Annotated in this window: 18 protein-coding genes; 14 read left to right on the forward strand and 4 right to left on the reverse strand. The window is 60.9% G+C overall.

Annotated elements, in window-relative coordinates; genetic code table 11:
- Nucleotides 1-35: 35 nt before the first annotated feature.
- Together GOQ25_RS04485 and GOQ25_RS04490 are read right to left on the reverse strand one after the other, a co-directional pair.
- Complete coding sequence (locus GOQ25_RS04485) at nt 36-539, reverse strand: MarR family winged helix-turn-helix transcriptional regulator (RefSeq protein ID WP_160349255.1); 504 nt, start codon at nt 537-539, stop codon at nt 36-38.
- A 62-nt stretch (nt 540-601) separates the two neighbouring features.
- The gene (locus tag GOQ25_RS04490; RefSeq protein ID WP_160349256.1) at nt 602-1,474 is read right to left on the reverse strand and encodes a DMT family transporter; all 873 of its coding nucleotides are present in this window, start codon (nt 1,472-1,474) and stop codon (nt 602-604) included.
- A 110-nt stretch (nt 1,475-1,584) separates the two neighbouring features.
- Between GOQ25_RS04490 and GOQ25_RS04495 the strand changes: the two genes are divergently transcribed.
- Nucleotides 1,585-2,535, forward strand: a complete 951-nt coding sequence (locus GOQ25_RS04495; protein WP_160349257.1) for a DMT family transporter — start codon at nt 1,585-1,587, stop codon at nt 2,533-2,535.
- A gap of 54 nt (nt 2,536-2,589) precedes the next feature.
- Nucleotides 2,590-3,579 carry a quinone oxidoreductase gene (locus GOQ25_RS04500; RefSeq protein WP_160349258.1) on the forward strand — a complete coding sequence of 330 codons (990 nt, stop codon included), beginning with the start codon at nt 2,590-2,592 and terminating at the stop codon, nt 3,577-3,579.
- A gap of 57 nt (nt 3,580-3,636) precedes the next feature.
- Here the strand turns inward: GOQ25_RS04500 and htpX are convergent, their stop codons facing one another.
- Nucleotides 3,637-4,518: a protease HtpX gene (htpX, locus tag GOQ25_RS04505; RefSeq protein ID WP_160349259.1), complete on the reverse strand. Its 882-nt coding sequence runs from the start codon at nt 4,516-4,518 to the stop codon at nt 3,637-3,639.
- Between the two features lie 144 nt (nt 4,519-4,662).
- On the opposite strand from htpX, the gene GOQ25_RS04510 reads away from it, so the two are divergent.
- Nucleotides 4,663-5,517, forward strand: coding sequence for a DMT family transporter (locus tag GOQ25_RS04510; protein ID WP_160349260.1), 855 nt, complete (start codon nt 4,663-4,665; stop codon nt 5,515-5,517).
- 83 nt (nt 5,518-5,600) lie between these two features.
- Nucleotides 5,601-6,485, forward strand: a complete 885-nt coding sequence (locus GOQ25_RS04515; protein WP_160349261.1) for a sulfurtransferase — start codon at nt 5,601-5,603, stop codon at nt 6,483-6,485.
- Nucleotides 6,486-6,687: 202 nt separating this feature from the next.
- On the opposite strand, the gene GOQ25_RS04520 is transcribed toward GOQ25_RS04515, so the two are convergent.
- Nucleotides 6,688-7,011: a hypothetical protein gene (locus GOQ25_RS04520; protein WP_160349262.1), complete on the reverse strand. Its 324-nt coding sequence runs from the start codon at nt 7,009-7,011 to the stop codon at nt 6,688-6,690.
- 350 nt (nt 7,012-7,361) lie between these two features.
- Here GOQ25_RS04520 and GOQ25_RS04525 point away from each other — a divergent pair, with 350 nt between their 5' ends.
- The 10 genes from GOQ25_RS04525 (at nt 7,362) to GOQ25_RS04570 (ending at nt 16,707) form a co-directional block, all read left to right on the forward strand.
- The gene (locus tag GOQ25_RS04525) at nt 7,362-7,907 is read left to right on the forward strand and encodes a MarR family winged helix-turn-helix transcriptional regulator (RefSeq protein WP_160349274.1); all 546 of its coding nucleotides are present in this window, start codon (nt 7,362-7,364) and stop codon (nt 7,905-7,907) included.
- A complete protein-coding gene (gene ectA, locus GOQ25_RS04530) occupies nt 7,904-8,467 on the forward strand; it encodes a diaminobutyrate acetyltransferase (RefSeq protein ID WP_160349263.1) in 564 nt (187 codons plus the stop codon). The genes GOQ25_RS04525 and ectA overlap by 4 nt, the downstream gene beginning before the upstream one ends.
- Nucleotides 8,468-8,563: 96 nt before the next feature.
- A complete protein-coding gene (ectB, locus tag GOQ25_RS04535; RefSeq protein WP_160349264.1) occupies nt 8,564-9,871 on the forward strand; it encodes a diaminobutyrate--2-oxoglutarate transaminase in 1,308 nt (435 codons plus the stop codon).
- A complete protein-coding gene (locus tag GOQ25_RS04540) occupies nt 9,868-10,272 on the forward strand; it encodes an ectoine synthase (RefSeq protein ID WP_160349265.1) in 405 nt (134 codons plus the stop codon). The genes ectB and GOQ25_RS04540 overlap by 4 nt, the downstream gene beginning before the upstream one ends.
- Nucleotides 10,273-10,299: 27 nt before the next feature.
- Complete coding sequence (thpD, locus tag GOQ25_RS04545) at nt 10,300-11,223, forward strand: ectoine hydroxylase (RefSeq protein WP_160349266.1); 924 nt, start codon at nt 10,300-10,302, stop codon at nt 11,221-11,223.
- A 264-nt stretch (nt 11,224-11,487) separates the two neighbouring features.
- A complete protein-coding gene (locus GOQ25_RS04550) occupies nt 11,488-12,516 on the forward strand; it encodes a 2-keto-3-deoxygluconate permease (RefSeq protein ID WP_160349267.1) in 1,029 nt (342 codons plus the stop codon).
- 2 nt (nt 12,517-12,518) lie between these two features.
- A complete protein-coding gene (gene dtnK / locus GOQ25_RS04555; protein WP_160349268.1) occupies nt 12,519-13,811 on the forward strand; it encodes a D-threonate kinase in 1,293 nt (430 codons plus the stop codon).
- 2 nt (nt 13,812-13,813) lie between these two features.
- Nucleotides 13,814-14,869: a 4-hydroxythreonine-4-phosphate dehydrogenase PdxA gene (pdxA, locus tag GOQ25_RS04560; protein ID WP_160349269.1), complete on the forward strand. Its 1,056-nt coding sequence runs from the start codon at nt 13,814-13,816 to the stop codon at nt 14,867-14,869.
- Between the two features lie 4 nt (nt 14,870-14,873).
- Nucleotides 14,874-15,794 (forward strand): GntR family transcriptional regulator, encoded by a 921-nt coding sequence (locus GOQ25_RS04565; RefSeq protein ID WP_160349270.1) that lies wholly within the window; start codon nt 14,874-14,876, stop codon nt 15,792-15,794.
- A 52-nt stretch (nt 15,795-15,846) separates the two neighbouring features.
- Nucleotides 15,847-16,707, forward strand: a complete 861-nt coding sequence (locus GOQ25_RS04570; RefSeq protein WP_160349271.1) for an MOSC domain-containing protein — start codon at nt 15,847-15,849, stop codon at nt 16,705-16,707.
- Nucleotides 16,708-16,844: the final 137 nt, after the last annotated feature.

Below are 16,844 nucleotides of genomic sequence, written 5' to 3' on the forward strand. Positions count from 1 at the left end.
GTACCCGCGAACTCAACAGGGTTTCGTCAGGTATCTCAGGTGTCTTGCGGACCACCCTCTGAGCCGTTTGCCAGCATGCGGCCCAGCAGATGGCGCATTTGCGCGACTTCATCGGTGGAGAATCCGCGCAGATGGCGATTCAGCACGCGGGCAATGCAGGGGGGAATGCCTTTGGCCGTCTCCAAGCCAGCCTCGGTCAATTCGATTTTCACCACGCGGCGATCTTCGTGACTGCGTACGCGACGTAGCAGGCCTTTGGTTTCCAGCCGGTCCAGCGTGCGCGTCATCGCGCCGGTGTCCACGCCGTTGATACGAGCCAGCTCGGCCGGGGTCGCGGCGAGGCCGCGAGCCAACTGGGCGATCGGCCGCCACTGAATCGCGGTCAGGCCCAATGGCGCAGTTTCCGCGTCCAACTGACGGTTGATCGAGTTATAGACCTGCTTGATGAGGAAACCGACATTGTCATCGGAAATGTTGCGCGGAGTCGCTCGGTAGAGCGTCTGAGTGTCCGGGTCGGCAGGGGGGCGGGTCGCAGTCATGGCGCGATTTTATTGCCTGAGCAGATATTGTCAATACAGGTGTTTTAAACGCCGCCGGCAGATTACACCAGCATAGTCTCGGGGTGAGGCTTTCGTAAACCCGACCAGACGATTGCCAAAATAATCAGTGCCGCGCCCGCCAGCATGCGCAGCCCGGGCTCTTGCGCGAATAGCAGCCACGCGAACGCGATGGCGTATACGGGTTCGAGCGCGATGACCACCCCCGCACTGCGCGCATTGAGCTTCGCCAGACTCGAGACGAACAGATAATGCGACAACCCGGTGCAGAAAATACCCAATAGCGCGATCCAGAATAGGTCGATGGCCCCAAGTTGCGGCAGTTGGCCAGCGGCAAAAGGCAGCATCGCCAGTACGACGACAATATTCTGTCCGCAAGCGATCTGCATGGCGTCCAGACCGACAGCCGAGTGCCGATTGCTGACCGCCAATAATGCAAATGCCAGCCCTGACAGCAGGCCCCAAGCCAGTCCCACTGTGCCCGCATTAGCCAGATCAAATGAGGGCGTGACCAAAATAAGCCCAGCGGTCACCAGGCCGATAATGGCCCACTCCGCTGCACGCACTTTTTCCCGGAATAGCAATCCCTCAAATAGCGTAATAAACGCGGGGAAACTCGCGAAGCCCAGCGTGGCAATGGCAATGCCTCCGGTTTTCACGGAAATGAAAAAAGTCACCCAGTGCACCGCCAGCAAGCCACCGGAAATAATGAGGGTAAATAGCTGAGCCGGCGTCAGCGCGCTGAAGAGGCGTTTGCGTTGCAGGCGGGAGAACGCCATGAGCGACAACACAGCAAAAACCGCGCGGCCTAATGTGATCAGTGCAGCGCTGGCTTGAATGACTTCGCCGAATACGCCGGTCAAGCCAAACAGCACAGCGGCAACATGGATATAGACGAGGGCGCGTTGGCGAGTCATGCGTGGGCCAGGAAAAAAGAATGGGCAACACCGTGCGGCACACTATCCGGCCGGCAGAAAAATGCGAATAGAGCCGGTAATTCTGGCCGCTGCAAAGATAAAATCATCGCATGAAACCTCTCGCCCAGTCTCGTTTGCCTGCGTTTGTCTCGCCTCGTACTCTTGGTTTTCTGCTGGCGACGCTGGGGGCCGTGCTATTTGCCGGTAAAGCGATTGTGGTCAAGCTTACCTATCGCTATGACATCGATGCGGTGACGCTCATCGCATTCCGCATGCTGTTTTCATTGCCGTTCTTCGCCTTCATGGCGTGGAAGGAGTCACGTCGCGCTGCGCGTGGCGAGCTACCGGTGCTGACTGCGCGCGAAAGGGTGGAGCTTTGCTTGTTGGGGCTGCTGGGTTATTACATCTCGAGTTTCTTGGATTTCGTGGGGCTGCAGTATGTCTCGGCGAATCTGGAGCGCTTGATTCTGTTTTTATCCCCGACCCTGGTCGTTCTGATATCGGCTTGGTGGTTAAAGCGCGCGATCTCGCGGCGACAGTGGTTCGCCATGATCGTGTCGTATCTGGGCGTGGTGCTCGTGTTTTTCCAGGATTTGTCGCAGGGCGCCGGTTCGAATGTCGCATTAGGCGCGATGTTCGTCTTTGGGTCCGCGCTGACGTATTCGATTTATCTCATTTGTTCGGGTGAGCTCGTCAAGCGCGTGGGGGCAACCCGGTTGGTGGCTTACGCCATGAGTGTGTCCTGCATTGCCTGTATTGTGCAGTTTTTCGTGGTACATCCGCCGTCTATGCTGAGCCAGCCCTTGGGCGTTTATGGGTATTCGTTTGTGCATGCGACTTTGAATACTGTCGCTCCGGTGTTCATGCTGATGTGGGCCGTGGCGTTGATTGGCGCGCCGACCGCGTCGTTGCTCGGCATGGCCGGACCTGTGTCGGTGCTATTTCTGGCCGCGTGGCTGCTGGACGAACCCATCACCCTGTGGCAGCTTGCGGGGACAGCGCTGGTGCTATGCGGCATCTTGGCGCTGGCCGGCGGAAAGCGTAAAGAAGCAAAGCAATAATGCGGCGTCCTGCCGCGCATCGATTAGCGATTCATCACAACAGAGGAGGCTGGTATGTCCAGCAATGTCGTCAAGGCAATCCGTATTGAACAGCACGGTGGACCCGAAGTCCTGAAACTCGTCGACGTCGAGGTGCCGGCACCCGCGCCCAACGAGGTCACGATTCGCCAGCACGCGATCGGGCTGAACTTCATTGATATCTATTTCCGTACCGGCTTGTATCCGCATCCGCTGCCGCATGGCCTGGGTTTCGAGGCCGCCGGCGTGGTCGAGGCGGTCGGCGCCGACGTGCGTCATCTGAAAGTTGGTGATCGTGTCGCCTACGGTCAAAGCCCGCTGGGCGCGTATGCCGAGGCGCGCAACGTACCCGCCGCGCAAGTCGTCAAGATCCCCAAGGGAATCAGCTTCGAAGAGGCGGCGGCGATCATGCTCAAGGGCTTGACCGTCCAATACCTGTTCCGCCAGACCTATCGCTTGCAAGGGCACGAAACCATTCTGTTTCACGCGGCCGCCGGTGGCGTGGGCCTGATCGCCTGCCAATGGGCCAAGGCGCTGGGCGTGAAACTGATCGGCACGGTTTCCAGCCCAGAGAAAGCGGAGCTGGCCAAGGCTCACGGCGCGTGGGAAACCATCGACTACTCGCGCGAGAATGTGGTGGAACGCGTGCTGGAACTGACGGACGGCAAGAAAGTCCCGGTAGTCTACGACGGCGTCGGCAAAGACACCTGGGAAGCTTCCCTTGACTGCATCGAGCCGCGCGGATTGATGGTCAGCTTTGGCAACGCGTCGGGGCCGGTGAAGGGCGTCGACCTGGCTATCCTGAACCAGAAAGGCAGCCTCTATGTCACGCGCCCCTCGTTGGGCGTGCACGTGAATACGCCGGAAAAGCTGGCGGCGGCGGCCAAAGAATTGTTCGATCTGGTGACTAAGAAAAAGATCAAGGTCCGCATCGATCAACGTTATACGTTGGCCGAAGTTGGCGAGGCGCATGCCGCGCTGGCGTCGCGTAAGACGACCGGCGCGACGGTTCTGACGCTCGACTGAAACGCCTGAACATCAGGCCAGGCCCGTTCCGCGCGTTGCGGGACGGGCCGGTTGCCATCAGGCGACGCGCATGCGCTGCAGCGCGGCGATACGGTTCTGAATCGGCGGGTGCGAGGCGAACAGCGCGGCCACACCACCTTTGCCCGCAATGCCCGAAGCCTCGAAGTTCTTCGGCAGATCGCCGGGCTCCAGGCCGCCCAAGCGGGCTAATGCGCGCATCATCGGCTCACGCGAGCCCATCAACTGCGCCGCACCTGCATCGGCGCGATACTCGCGCTGGCGCGAAAACCAAGCCACGATAATAGAAGCCAGGATGCCGAAGGCGATTTCACAGACGATGACCGTCACGTAATACCCCGCCCCGACACCGCGCTCGTTCTTGAATATGGTGCGGTCGATGAAGTAGCCGACGATGCGCGCCAGGAAGACGACGAAGGTGTTCACCACGCCTTGGATAAGCGTCAGCGTCACCATGTCGCCATTGGCGATGTGGGCGACTTCATGACCCAGGACAGCGGCGACTTCTTCCTCCGTCATGCTGTCTAGCAAGCCCGTGGACACGGCCACCAGGGCGTCGTTTTTGAAAGCACCGGTCGCAAACGCGTTCGGAGGGCCTTCATAAATGGCGACTTCCGGGTGCCCGATGCCGGCGCGATCAGCGAGCTGATACACCGTGTCGACCAGCCACGCCTCACGGCCGCCGCGCGGATTGTTCGGGTCGATCACCTGCGCACCCGTGCTCCACTTGGCCATGGGCTTGCTAATCAAGAGCGAAATGATCGCCCCGGTAAAGCCGACGACGACGGAAAAGACCAACAGCTTCTGGACATCCATGCCCTGAGCCGTAATGATGCGGTCCACGCCCAAGATGCGCAGCGTGGCCGACAGCACCACGATGACCGCCAAGTTGGTGAGGACGAACAGAAAAATGCGTTTCATGCGGTTTAGCTTCCTCTGCGAGCGATGAGGGCCTCTTTTGACTGGTAACGAGGCGAGCCAGTTCCCAGCGGGCCAATGTTGTTTTTTCGGACGGGGAGTATAGTAGCGTTTTCCCGTCTTCCATTCTTCTGCTCGCGCCTCCCCATGCAGGCTCTTTGGATGTTGGTCGCTTCGGCCATGTTTGCCCTGATGGGGTCATTTGTAAAAATGGCCACCGAGTACGGTGCGTCCTTGCCGCAGATCGTGTTGTTCCGCGGTTTCCCTTCGGTCGTCGTCCTGTTGATATGGGCGAGAGCCGCGCGGCAATCCATCGTCCCGGTGAGTTGGAAGCTGCATTTATGGCGCAACGTGGCCGGGATTTCCTCGATGTGGCTGGGCTTTTTCGCCATCGCGCACTTGCCCTTGGCCACGGCCACCAGCCTGAATTACACCGCTCCGCTATTTATCGCGGCCTGGATGCTGGGATGGGGCGGGGCGCAGCGCGACCCGATCCGTATTCTGGCCGTGGCATTGGGCTTCGCGGGCGTGATCGCCATTTTGCGGCCCAGCATCAATCCAGATCAGTGGCTGGCGGCGGCGCTGGGGCTAGTCGCTGGCGCCGCCTCCGCCGTGGCGATGTTGCAAATCCGGCAGCTCGGTCGGGTGGGCGAGGCCGAGTGGCGCACTGTCTTGTTTTTCTCGGTGGGTGTCTGTTTGAGTAGCGCGATCGGGCTGGCTCTCGATGGCTGGGGCTTGGACTCGTGGCAGGGTTATGCCGCGCTGGTCGGCATCGGGCTGGCGGGGCTCTTGGGTCAGTTAACGATGACGCGCGCGTTCGGCGTGGGGTCGGCATTGCTGACCGCGGCGTTGCAGTACACCACCATCATATTTGCCGCGCTGTTGGGCATGGGCCTATGGGGCGACCAGCTGGATTGGCTGGCCTGGGCGGGGATGGGGTTGATTATCGCGGCCGGGTTGCTCTCGGTATGGCGCACCATGCGCCTGCCGGCGGAAAGCTAAAGCGGCCTCGCCGTTACATTTCGCTTGGTGAGACGGCGGCCAGCGATGTACGCTGTCTGCTTGTTTTCCAACCCATAACGATTATGACAACGACCTTGATTACAACGGCCGCGTTGGCTGGCATGTTTGATGATCCCAACGTGCGTGTGTTCGATGTCAGACACGACCTGATGGACCATGCGGCCGGGCGCCGCGCCTACGAGCAGGGGCATATTCCCGGCGCGCGGTATCTGGATCACGAGACAGAACTGGCGGCGCCTCGTACGGGCAAAAATGGGCGCCATCCCTTGCCCACGCGCGAGCAACTGGCCGCGCTTTTTGAAGCCCATGGTGTGGGGCCCGAGACCTTCGTGGTTGCCTACGATGCCAGTGGTGGCATGTACGCCGCGCATCTATGGTGGATGCTGCGCTGGCTGGGTCATGAGCGCGTCGCCGTGCTGGACGGCGGCTGGCAGGCGTGGCAGGGTGCTGGCCTGCCGGTCAGCCATGACACAGCGCCGAATGCCTCGCTTCCCGCCACTGAGGCTTATGCCGAACAGACGGAAAGTCCCTCGTTGCTCGCTCCGCCCCTGGTCGAAACCGTCGATGCCGATGCGGTGCTGGCCAATATCTCGGACCCGCGGTTTACTGTTATCGACGCACGTGCGGCTAATCGTTTCCGTGGCGAAGTCGAGCCCATGGACCCGGTGGCCGGCCATATTCCGGGCGCTCTGAATCGCCCCAATGGCGAGAACTTGCAAGCGGACGGGCATTTCAAGCGTCCCGAACAATTGCGTGCCGAATTCACGGCTTTATTGGGCGGACGGGAGCCGGCGACGATCGTGCATCAGTGCGGCTCGGGCATCACGGCTTGCCATAATTTGCTGGCCATGGAAATCGCGGGCCTGAATGGCGCGCGTTTGTATCCGGGGTCGTGGAGCGAATGGTGCAGCGACCCCTCGCGACCGGTCGCGCGCGGCGAAGCCTAGACTCGCACGGACGCGAAGCCTTGCCGGACTGTGGCGACGCCCCAGGGGGAGCGCGCCACAGCGTGACGACAGTCACAGTCTCACGATGAACGAGCAAGGTCTAAGCCCCTTTAGGGGCCCAATGCCGAACGTCAGCCGCGAGGCCTGGAGCGCCGTTTGTTCAAAACGGCGCGCTGCGCCCAGACGCGACAGACAAGGCAAATCAAAATTTACGGATGACGCGACGGATCTTGCCAACCAGTCCCGACTCCTGCGTGCTCGTATCGAACGCAGCCGAACCGGAGGTTTTGCGCTCCTGGACAGGCTTATAGGCCTGGCCAGCAGCACCACCGGAGAAGTCCACAGCGCAGCCCTTGCGGGCGCAGCTCTTACGACCCTCGGCGCTAGTGTCGCTGCGGCTACCGTAATCGGCCTGTTGGGCCGCGGCGGTCAGGGGCAGAGCGGCTGCCAAGGCGACGATAGCGCCCGCGGCTACCATTCCTAAGGTGTTTGTCTTGCTCATCGTGGGTTTAGCTGTCTGGCTCATGCAAAACTCCTTTGGAGTACTAGGACAATGGAAATGCCGGCGAATCCGGCGATTAGCGCGTCCGTGTGGGACGCGGGCCTACTGTGCCTTCAAGTCCATCGCCTGTTTCCTTCTTCCCTCACAGTTGGTCACAATATCGGACTTAACGAACGTCAAATCCTGCATTTGTAACTAAAAGATAGTGCCAATTCTGAGCAAATTCTCGAGGGAAATCGCCGTCTTCTCCCGTGAAGTTGGCGCTATCTCACTCAATTGTCACAACATATTTGTTTGACCCTACCCATTACGGCGCTTACTATTTGGGTAGAATCATTTGAGTAGAAATGAATCCTACTGAACATATTCCTGTCATGAACAACGTAACTCCGTCCGATTCGACCCAGCAGTACGACCTGCGCATTTTGCGGGCGCTACGCCGCATTACGCGGGCGATCGCGCTGCATTCGCGCCAGCTGGCGGCGGTCAGCCATATCACCGCGCCGCAGCTGATGTGTCTGCGCACGGTAATTGCTAATGGTCCGATGACGGCGACCGCGATCAGTCGGGAAATCCACGTTAGTCCGAGTACGGTCGTGGGTATCTTGGATCGCTTGGAGGACAAGGGCCTGGTGCGCCGCGAACGCGGTCGCGAGGATCGCCGGATTGTGTTTGTATCGGCTACCGACGCCGGTCGCGAGTTGGAGGCGACATCGCCTTCGCCGCTGCAGAAACACTTGGCCGAAGGCCTGAATGCCTTGCCGGAGTTAGAACAAGCCACGATTACGTTGGCATTGGAGCGCATAGTGACTTTGATTGAACGAGACAGCCGGGTGGCTGAACCACATGGCGACACCACGTCGCCGATCCTGGACTTGCCGGCGGGCGATACGCCGCCGGAATCGGGGTTGGTCGTATGAGGGGGCAGGATCTAGCCACCTCTAACGATGCCTCTGCCGTGCAGCCGGCCAGCGCCCAGGCGCCTGCGCTGCAATTGCGCCAGCCGCGGCGCGCCGATGGCGCCGCGCTGCACCGATTGATCACCGAGTGCCCGCCGCTCGATGTGAACTCTTTATATGCCTATCTGCTGCTCTGCGAGCATTTCGCGTCCACTTGTGTGGTGGCGGAAAGCGCCGGCGGTCGTATAGATGGGTTTATCTCCGCTTATGTGCCGCCGGCCAAGCCTGACGTGATTTTCGTCTGGCAGGTCGCCGTGCACGCCCGAGCACGCGGCCAACGTTTAGGCCGCGCCATGCTGCGAGAGCTGTTGCGCCGCGACGAGCTCAAGCACATTCGCCATCTCGAAACCACGGTCGGGCCTGATAACCAGGCTTCGCGCCGCACGTTTACCGGCCTCGCCGCCGAATTGGGTGCGCATATCTCCGAACAGCCGTTCTTTGACCGGCAGTTGTTCGGAGGCGCCGACCATGACGACGAGATGCTGCTGAAGATCGGCCCTTTCGCGTTGCGTCCCGAGTAGCGCGTCTGCGGTTGTTGGACCGAGGACGTTGAACCACCTGGCTCTCCAAGGTGGGTGGGCGACGTTTTTCATTTAACGAGACGAAGGGAGGATTCTATGGACTTGAAAATCTTTGACCGGATGGAGTCGGAGGTACGTGGCTACATCCGGTCATTTCCGGTGATATTCAAGCAGGCACGAGGGTCAGTCCTGATCGACGAAGAGGGCGGTGAATACATCGACTTTTTCAGCGGTGCCGGGACCTTGAACTACGGGCATAACAACCCTGTCTTCAAAGAGAAGTTACTGGAGTATTTAGAAGCCGATGGCGTGGTTCACGGTTTGGACATGGCTACGACCGCCAAGAAGCAGTTCCTGGAAACGGTCGACCGTGTGCTGCTTAAACCGCGCAATTGGCAATACACCCTGCAGTTCACTGGCCCGACTGGCACCAATGCCGTCGAGGCCGCGCTGAAAATCGCGCGTCAGGTGAAGGGACGATCCAACATCATTTCGTTCACGCATGGATTCCATGGCGTCAGTGGCGGATCGCTGGCCGCGACGGCCAATATGAAGTTCCGCGACGCGGCCGGCTACGCATTGGGCAATACGACCTTCATGCCCTATGACGGTTATTTCGGTCCTGACGTCGACACCATCACTTATCTCGAGCGTATGCTCGAAGACCCGAGCAGTGGCCTGGATAAACCCGCCGGCGTCATCGTCGAGACGGTGCAAGGCGAGGGTGGTGTCAACGTCGCGACGCTGCGTTGGCTAAAGGAACTCGAAAAGTTGTGCCGTCGTCACGACATGCTGTTGATCGTCGATGACATTCAAGTGGGTTGTGGCCGTACGGGCAACTTCTTCAGTTTCGAATCGGCGGGCATCCGTCCCGACATCATTACGCTATCGAAGTCGCTCTCTGGTTTCGGTTTGCCGATGTCGCTGGTGATGATGCGTCCGGAGCTCGATATCTGGAAGCCGGGCGCGCATAGCGGCACGTTCCGTGGGAACAACCTCGCGTTCGTTACTGCGACCCAAGCGCTGGACACCTACTGGGCCAGTGATGCGTTCGCGGGTGAAGTCCAGCGCAAGGAGCGCATCGTGCGCGATTGGCTGGAAAACCTGGCCCACAGCTTCCCGGACGCAGGCTTGGCGGTGCGTGGCCGCGGCTTGATTCAAGGCCTGGTCGCAACCGCAGAGCCAGCACTGGCCAACCGTATCGCCCACCAAGCGTTCAAGCGCGGTGTCGTGATCGAAACGTCCGGCGCGCAGGACGAAGTGCTGAAGCTCTTGCCCGCGTTGACGATCGAAGACGAACTGCTCACACGCGGTTTGGAAACGATCGAAGCGTCCGTGGCGGAAGCGTTGGGTGAATCTGGGCAAAGTGCCCGTGTTCTCAAATTTGGAGGAAAACGTCGATGATCGTACGCAATGTGAAAGATGTGATTGGAACCCCGGACGAAGTTCGTACCGATACCTGGGTCAGCCGCCGCGTCTTGCTCAAGAAGGACGGCATGGGCTTCTCCTTTCACGAGACCACCATTTTCCCGGGTGGCCGCACCCACATTCACTACAAGAACCACCTCGAAGCCGTCTGGTGCATTGAGGGTGATGGTTCGATCGAAACCATTGCCGACGGCAAGAAATATGACCTCGGCCCGGGTGTGGTGTATGCGCTCAATGAGCACGACGAGCATTGGCTGTGTGGCGGTAAGGAGCCGCTGCGTGTCATCTGCGTGTTCAATCCCCCGCTGACCGGGCAAGAAGTGCACGACGCCGAAGGTGTCTACGCGCTGCCCGCCGAAACCACCGAAGCCGCTTAAGGCTCAACACCTAACAGGAGGCTATTGATGATCTCACCTGCTCAGGATCCGTACGCCTCACGTACGGATCGAAGCTCCGCCATCATCGCGCGCCAGGACCCCGTGGTCTACGGTGGCGGTGATTATGCAAACGCTCTGACGACTGATCAAGTCGAGAGCTACGATCGTGACGGATTTCTGCTCTTGGAGAACGTGTTCTCCGACGAGGAAGTCCAAGCGCTGGTCGCTGAAGTCGGTCGCATGACGCGTGATCCCGCGATTGTGCGCCGTGAAGAGGCGATTACCGAACCCGGTAGCAACGCCGTGCGTTCTATTTTCCGGGTGCATGTGCTCAATGCCATGCTCGGTCGCCTGACGCGTGACCCACGGCTGTGCAACGTCGCGCGGCAGATTCTGGGTTCCGAAGTGTATATCCATCAGTCGCGCGCCAATATGAAGCCCGGCTTCAAGGGTAAAGAGTTCTATTGGCACTCGGATTTCGAGACGTGGCACGTGGAAGACGGGATGCCGTCGATGCGCGCGCTGAGCTGCTCGGTGCTGCTGACGGACAACAACGAGTGCAACGGGCCGCTGATGCTGGTGCCGGGTTCACATCGTCAGTTCATTTCGTGTGTCGGTGAGACGCCGCGTGAGCATTACAAGCAATCGTTGAAGAAACAAGAATACGGCGTTCCTGACCCCGTCAGCCTGCAGTTGCTAGTCGAGCAGGGCGGTATTCGCACCATGACCGCGAAAGCGGGTTCGGTGATTTTCTTCGACTGCAATACGATGCACGGCTCGAACAGCAATATCTCGCCCTGGCCGCGCTCAAATGTGTTCATGGTCTATAACAGCATGGAGAACACGCTGGGGGCGCCTAAATATGGGCTGAGCCCACGCCCGGAGCACATCGCTACGCGCCAAGCATTCAAGGCGGTCACGCCTTTGGATAAGTTAAAGCTGGTGCAGTGATGGTGCTTGTTCACCGCAGTCCGATCGCCATGGGCTGCAGTGAGTGCCCCTCAGGCCATGCCTGAGTAACGGGCGGCAATCAGAAGATTGCCGCCCGTTTTGCTTTCCGGGCGCCGTGTCGTTTTAACCCTACGTAAATGGCTGAGAATTAGGTTGTACGTACAGCTTGTACGTAACGGATGTACACTACGCGTTTTTAACAACTGGCAAAGGTTTCCGGCGGACGGAGCCGAGCTACAACATAAGCGTTGGAGACGCACTCTCATGAACTCCGAAGTTTCTCGTTTCCCCATGTTCTCGGCGATGTTGAAGATCCCGGGCGGGTTGATGTTGCTGCCGTTGATCCTGGGCTCCTTGATCGGGACGTTCGCGCCCGAGGCGTTGGCGATCGGTAGCTTCACCACTGCGCTGTTTAAGAACAGCGCCATGCCCTTGATCGCGCTGTTGATTTTCGCCACTGGTACGCAAGTAAACATGCGCACAGGCGGTCCGATCCTGGCGACCGCCGGTACCATCCTGTTGATGAAGACCATCGTGCCCGCGACGCTGATCATCATCCTGGGCAGCTTTGTCGGGCTGGATGGCATCTGGGGCGTGTCGATCCTGGCCATGCTGGCCGCGTTCGACAACAGCAACGGCGGTCTGTGGCTGGCGTACACCGGTCAATACGGCGATAGCCGTGATCGTGGCGCCTACGTCGCCAGTGCGGTGAACGATGGCCCGTTCTTCAGCATGTTGTTCCTGGGCGCTTCGGGTTTGGCGGACATTCCGCTGATCGCGCTGGTCGCTGCGCTCATCCCGTTCCTGCTGGGTGTCTTGGTGGGTAACCTGGACGTGCAATGGCGCAACGTGCTCAAGCCCGTGCCCAATATCGTGATTCCTTTCTTCGCTTTTGCACTGGGTACGGGCATCAACCTGGGCGCTGTGCTGTCTGGCGGCATGACCGGGATTATCCTGGGCCTGTTGATCAGCCCGATCACGGGTTTCCTGGTTTACCTCGGCTATCGCTTTATCCTCCGCCGTGGCGGCAAGAGCGGTATCGGTTTCGCCGCCGGTACCACTGCGGGTAATGCGATTGCGACTCCGGCCGTTGTTGCCGCTGCCGATCCTTCGCTGCAGCAATATGTGGCCACCGCCACCGCCCAGGTCGCCGCCTGCGTGTTGATCAGCTCGATCCTGGCGCCGGTGCTGGCGTCGTACTTCCTCAAGCGTGCTGGCGAGCTCAAGCCCGCCGATGATGTCGCGGCAATGATGGGCGACAAAGAAGCGCTCGTGCCCGACGCGAAGGTGTAAATGTGACTTTGTTCATCGCTATCGTCGCAGATGATCTGACGGGCTCCGGCGATACCGCCGTGCAGTTCGTCCGCTCTGGATGGCCCACACAGCTGTCGGTGGGTCGCGCTAAACAGGCGCTGGCCGACCCTGCGGCTAGCGAGGCAGAGGTCGTTGCCGTGACAACGCATAGCCGCGCGCTGCCTGCGGCAGAGGCAGCCGCGGTCGTGCGCGAAGACGTGGCCGCCTTGCGCCAGGCTGGCGTCAAGCGGCTGTACAAAAAGGTCGACTCGACCTTGCGCGGCGCGTTCAAAGCCGAAATCGATGCCGCGCGTCAGGCGTGGCGCGAAGACGCCATCGCGGTGGTATGTCCCGCGTTTCCTGACACGGGGCGTACCGTGCGCGGTGGTGTGCTGTATGTGAACGACAAACCCGTGACGGAGACATCCGCCGCGACGGACCCGGTGACGCCCGTCACCGAAAGCCATATTCCGACGCTCTTGGGCGGTGCCCAAATCGAAGTGCAGGCGAATGAATCGCCGCGATCACTCGCGGATCGTATCGTCGCCGCCGGTGACGTGGTCGTGGTGGACGCCACCACGCCGCAAGACATGGACCGTCTGGCGCATGCGATCGCCTTGATCGGCGAACGTGCGCTGCCGGTGGGCTCGGGCGGCCTGGCTGCGCCGCTGGCTCGCCTGTGGGCCGGCGCCGAGACGCAGGGCGCGGTGCTCGTGGTGGTGACCTCGCAGCACAGCGCGTCGCGTCGTCAAGCCGCCGCCTTGCAGGCCGATGGCGCCAAAATCTGGTCGCCCACGCTCGCGCAACTGGCCGATGACGCCGCCTGGGCTGAATGGTCGGACGCCGTATTTGCCGAGGCGGAACAACAGCCCGCGGAGCGCATCTGGCTGTTGCTAGCTCCGGAAGGCCGGATGGACGGCCTGGATTCCGACAAGGTCGCTGGGCGCCTGGGCGAATTGGCTGGCCGACTGATACGTGGCCATTTGCCTGCCTTGTCCCAAGAAGCCGGACGGGATACCACCGTCGAGCCGGTTCAGGTCGCGGTATCCAAGCTATTGGGTACGCGGACGGTGGCCGGTGTGGTGGCCACCGGCGGCGATGGCGCCAGCGCGGTCCTGAACGACCTGCAAGCGGGCGGCATCGCGTTGGTAGACGAAGTGACTGGTGGCGTGCCTTTGGGCACGTTGACCGGTGGGCCGGCCGCAGGCCTGCCCATTGTGACCAAGGCCGGTGGCTTTGGCACTGACGATGTATTGATCCGGGCTGCGCGAGCAGTCCGTGAACGGAGGTTCTAATCATGACGCAAGACGCAAATCCTACTCGTACTCCCCTCCTGGCGGTGACGCTGGGCGACGTGGCGGGTATCGGTCCCGAGATCACCGCCAAGATGCTGCTCGGCCATGACGACCTGCGCCAGCGCGCCCGTCTGGTGGTCGTAGGCGATGCAGCCGCATTGCGCAAGGCCGCGCAAGCGCTGGGCGCGGACGCGTCGCGCGTGCGTGTGGTCGAAGGCCCGGAACAGGTCCAAAACGAACCCGGCGTGATCGAAGTGATCCAGGCTGGCCCGTCGCTCGAACATGTGCCGTACGGCCAACTCAGCGCCGACGCAGGCGCGGGTTCCGTGCGTTTCGTCACGACCGCTTGTGAGCTGGCACGCCAAGGCCGTATCGACGGCATCGTGACCGCGCCTCTGAATAAGGCCGCCATGCACATGGGCGGCCATAAATGGCCCGGCCATACCGAACTGCTCGCTCATGAATTTGGCGTGAAGACTTTCTCGCTGGTGTTGTCGGCCGGCGATCTGTACATTTTCCATGCGACCACGCACGTCTCGTTGCGCCAGGCGATCGAAGACGTCAATCCGCAGCGCATGCGCGCGGTGCTGCGTCTGGCCGGTTCCTTTGCTCGTGCCCTTGGCCGTAGCGACGAGCCGGTGGCCGTGGCCGGTCTGAATCCGCATGCCGGTGAAAACGGCATCTTCGGCACCGAAGACGCCGAGATTCTGGCCCCCGCCGTGGCCGAAGCCAATGCCGCCGGCATCCTCGCCGCCGGCCCGATCCCGGCCGATGCCCTGTTCCCGCAAGCCGTGCGCGGCAAGTGGAAGTTCGTGATCGCCTGCTACCACGATCAAGGGCATGCGCCGTTTAAGTCGGTCTACGGCGATGATGGCGTGAACATCACCGTCGGCCTGCCGGTGGTACGCGTGTCGGTTGACCACGGCACGGCATTCGATATCGCGGGCAAGGGCATTGCACGTGAAGACAGCTTGGTGCTGGCCGCTGAACGCGCCGCGCATCTGGCACCGGGATGGCATCAAGTGTGGGAGACCGCGCGCTCGACCACCGGGGGTTGAGTGCATGGCAGCCAGGCCTAAGCCCGACGCGCTACTAGATCGCACTAGCGAGCTTCCGCTGCACGCTCAGCTTGCTGAGGCGCTGCGGCGCGATATCGGGCTGCGTCAGCTCGCCACCGGCACGGCTTTGCCGAGCGAATCGACGCTGTGTCGGCAATTCGGCGTGGCCCGCAGCGTGGTGCGGCAAGCGCTGGCCGCGCTGGTCGCGGAAGGGCTGATTCGTCGTGAACCGGGGCGACCCGCGACCATCGCGCCACCCGTCGAACATCGGCGCATGGTGCAACGCTCTACCGGTCTATACGAGCAGTTCGCCAGTACCGGCACGACCCTGCGCACCCAAGTGCTGCGCTTGGTGGCGACGCCGCCACCGGCCGAAGTCGCGGCGTTTTTTAATTCCGATGACACGTGGCTATTGGAACGCCTACGCCGCGTGGATGCCGAGCCGCTGGCGTTTGTGCGCACGTGGTTGCCGCGCGAACGTTTGCCCGAATTGACGGCTAACCAGTTGGAAGACGCGTCGCTGCATCGCACCTTGGTCCAGCACTATGGGCTGCACCCGGGACGCGGTCGCAATCGCATCCGCGCGGTGGGTGCGGACGCGGCATTGTCGCGGGCGCTGGAAGTCTCTACACGTAGCCCGCTGCTGATGTTGGAAGGGCAGGGCTTCGATCAATACGGGCGCCCGCTCGAATGGTTCACCACCTGGCATCGGGGCGAAAAGCTCGTCTTCGACGTAGACGTGACGCCAGCGGGGGAACGCGTGCAAGCTTCCTTGCCGGCCGTCAATGACGCCGTGGCCCTGACCGCGTCGAGCATGCCGCAGAGCAATGCTGCGGATTCGCCATCACCCCCGTCGTTGGCCGACATCGAGAGAACCCTGCAACAGGCGCTGCAAGCCCTGCAACAGCTGCGTGCCAAGCAATAGTCTCAATGTTAAGCTCGGGCTCGTCTTTTAACGATGAGCCCGACTCAGCATCATGACTGCACGCATCGTCAGTTTGCATATTTATCCCGTTAAATCCTGCGCGGCGATCGACCTGCAACGATCGCCCATTGACCGCGCAGGACTGCGGCACGACCGCCGCTGGATGGTCGTGACCGAGCACGGGCAATTCATGACGCAACGACAGTGGCCCGCCATGGCACGCGTGCGACCGTCGATCAGCGAGACGCATCTTGAACTGCACGCCCCTGGCATGCCGGTGATGAACATTGCCCTGGATGGCTCCGAACTACACGGAGCCACACAATCCATCGCGGTGTGGAAAGACAAGGTCCCGGCTCGCGAAGAAAGCGCCGAAGCCGCGGCATGGTTAAGCGAGTTGCTGGGCGTGCCGTGCAAGCTCTACAAAATCGATACCCAAGCGGAACGTGCCGCCAGCTCGGAGTGGGTAGACCGCTGGCGGGCGGCGAACCCGGATGCGGCGCAGGGATTCGAGGGCGATCACTGCTTTGGGTTCGCGGATGGATTTCCGCTGCTCGTCACGAACCAAGCGTCGCTGGATGACCTCAATGCCCGCCTGCAATCGCGAGGCGAATCTCCTGTGCCGATGGACCGTTTCCGGCCCAACATCGTCATAGCGGGTGACTGGGAAGCATTCGATGAAGACGTCACCGAGTTGATCGTGATTGGCGACGTGCGACTTGCGCTGGTGAAACCGTGCACGCGGTGTCCTATGCCGAATGTGGATCAGCGATCGGGAGAGCGGTTTTTGGAGCCTGGGCGCACGCTCGCCTCCTACCGGATGACAGATATCGGTGTTGTGTTCGGACAAAACGCGATTGTGGATGCGCGGCCGGGCAGTTATCTCCAAGTGGGCGACGAGGTCCAGGTGTGACGTATAAAAAAAGGCGTCTCTTCCGAGACGCCCCAGTCTGCTGACAAACCCTCCCGTAAAACGGAGGGTTTGTTCATAATAGAGGGATGTTAAAAGCCCCGACTGCTTACCAGCACGAGCTGGAGATGGTGACGCTG

This window comes from Bordetella sp. 15P40C-2, from assembly GCF_009763235.1.
Classification (GTDB): Bacteria; Pseudomonadota; Gammaproteobacteria; order Burkholderiales; family Burkholderiaceae_B; genus Bordetella_A.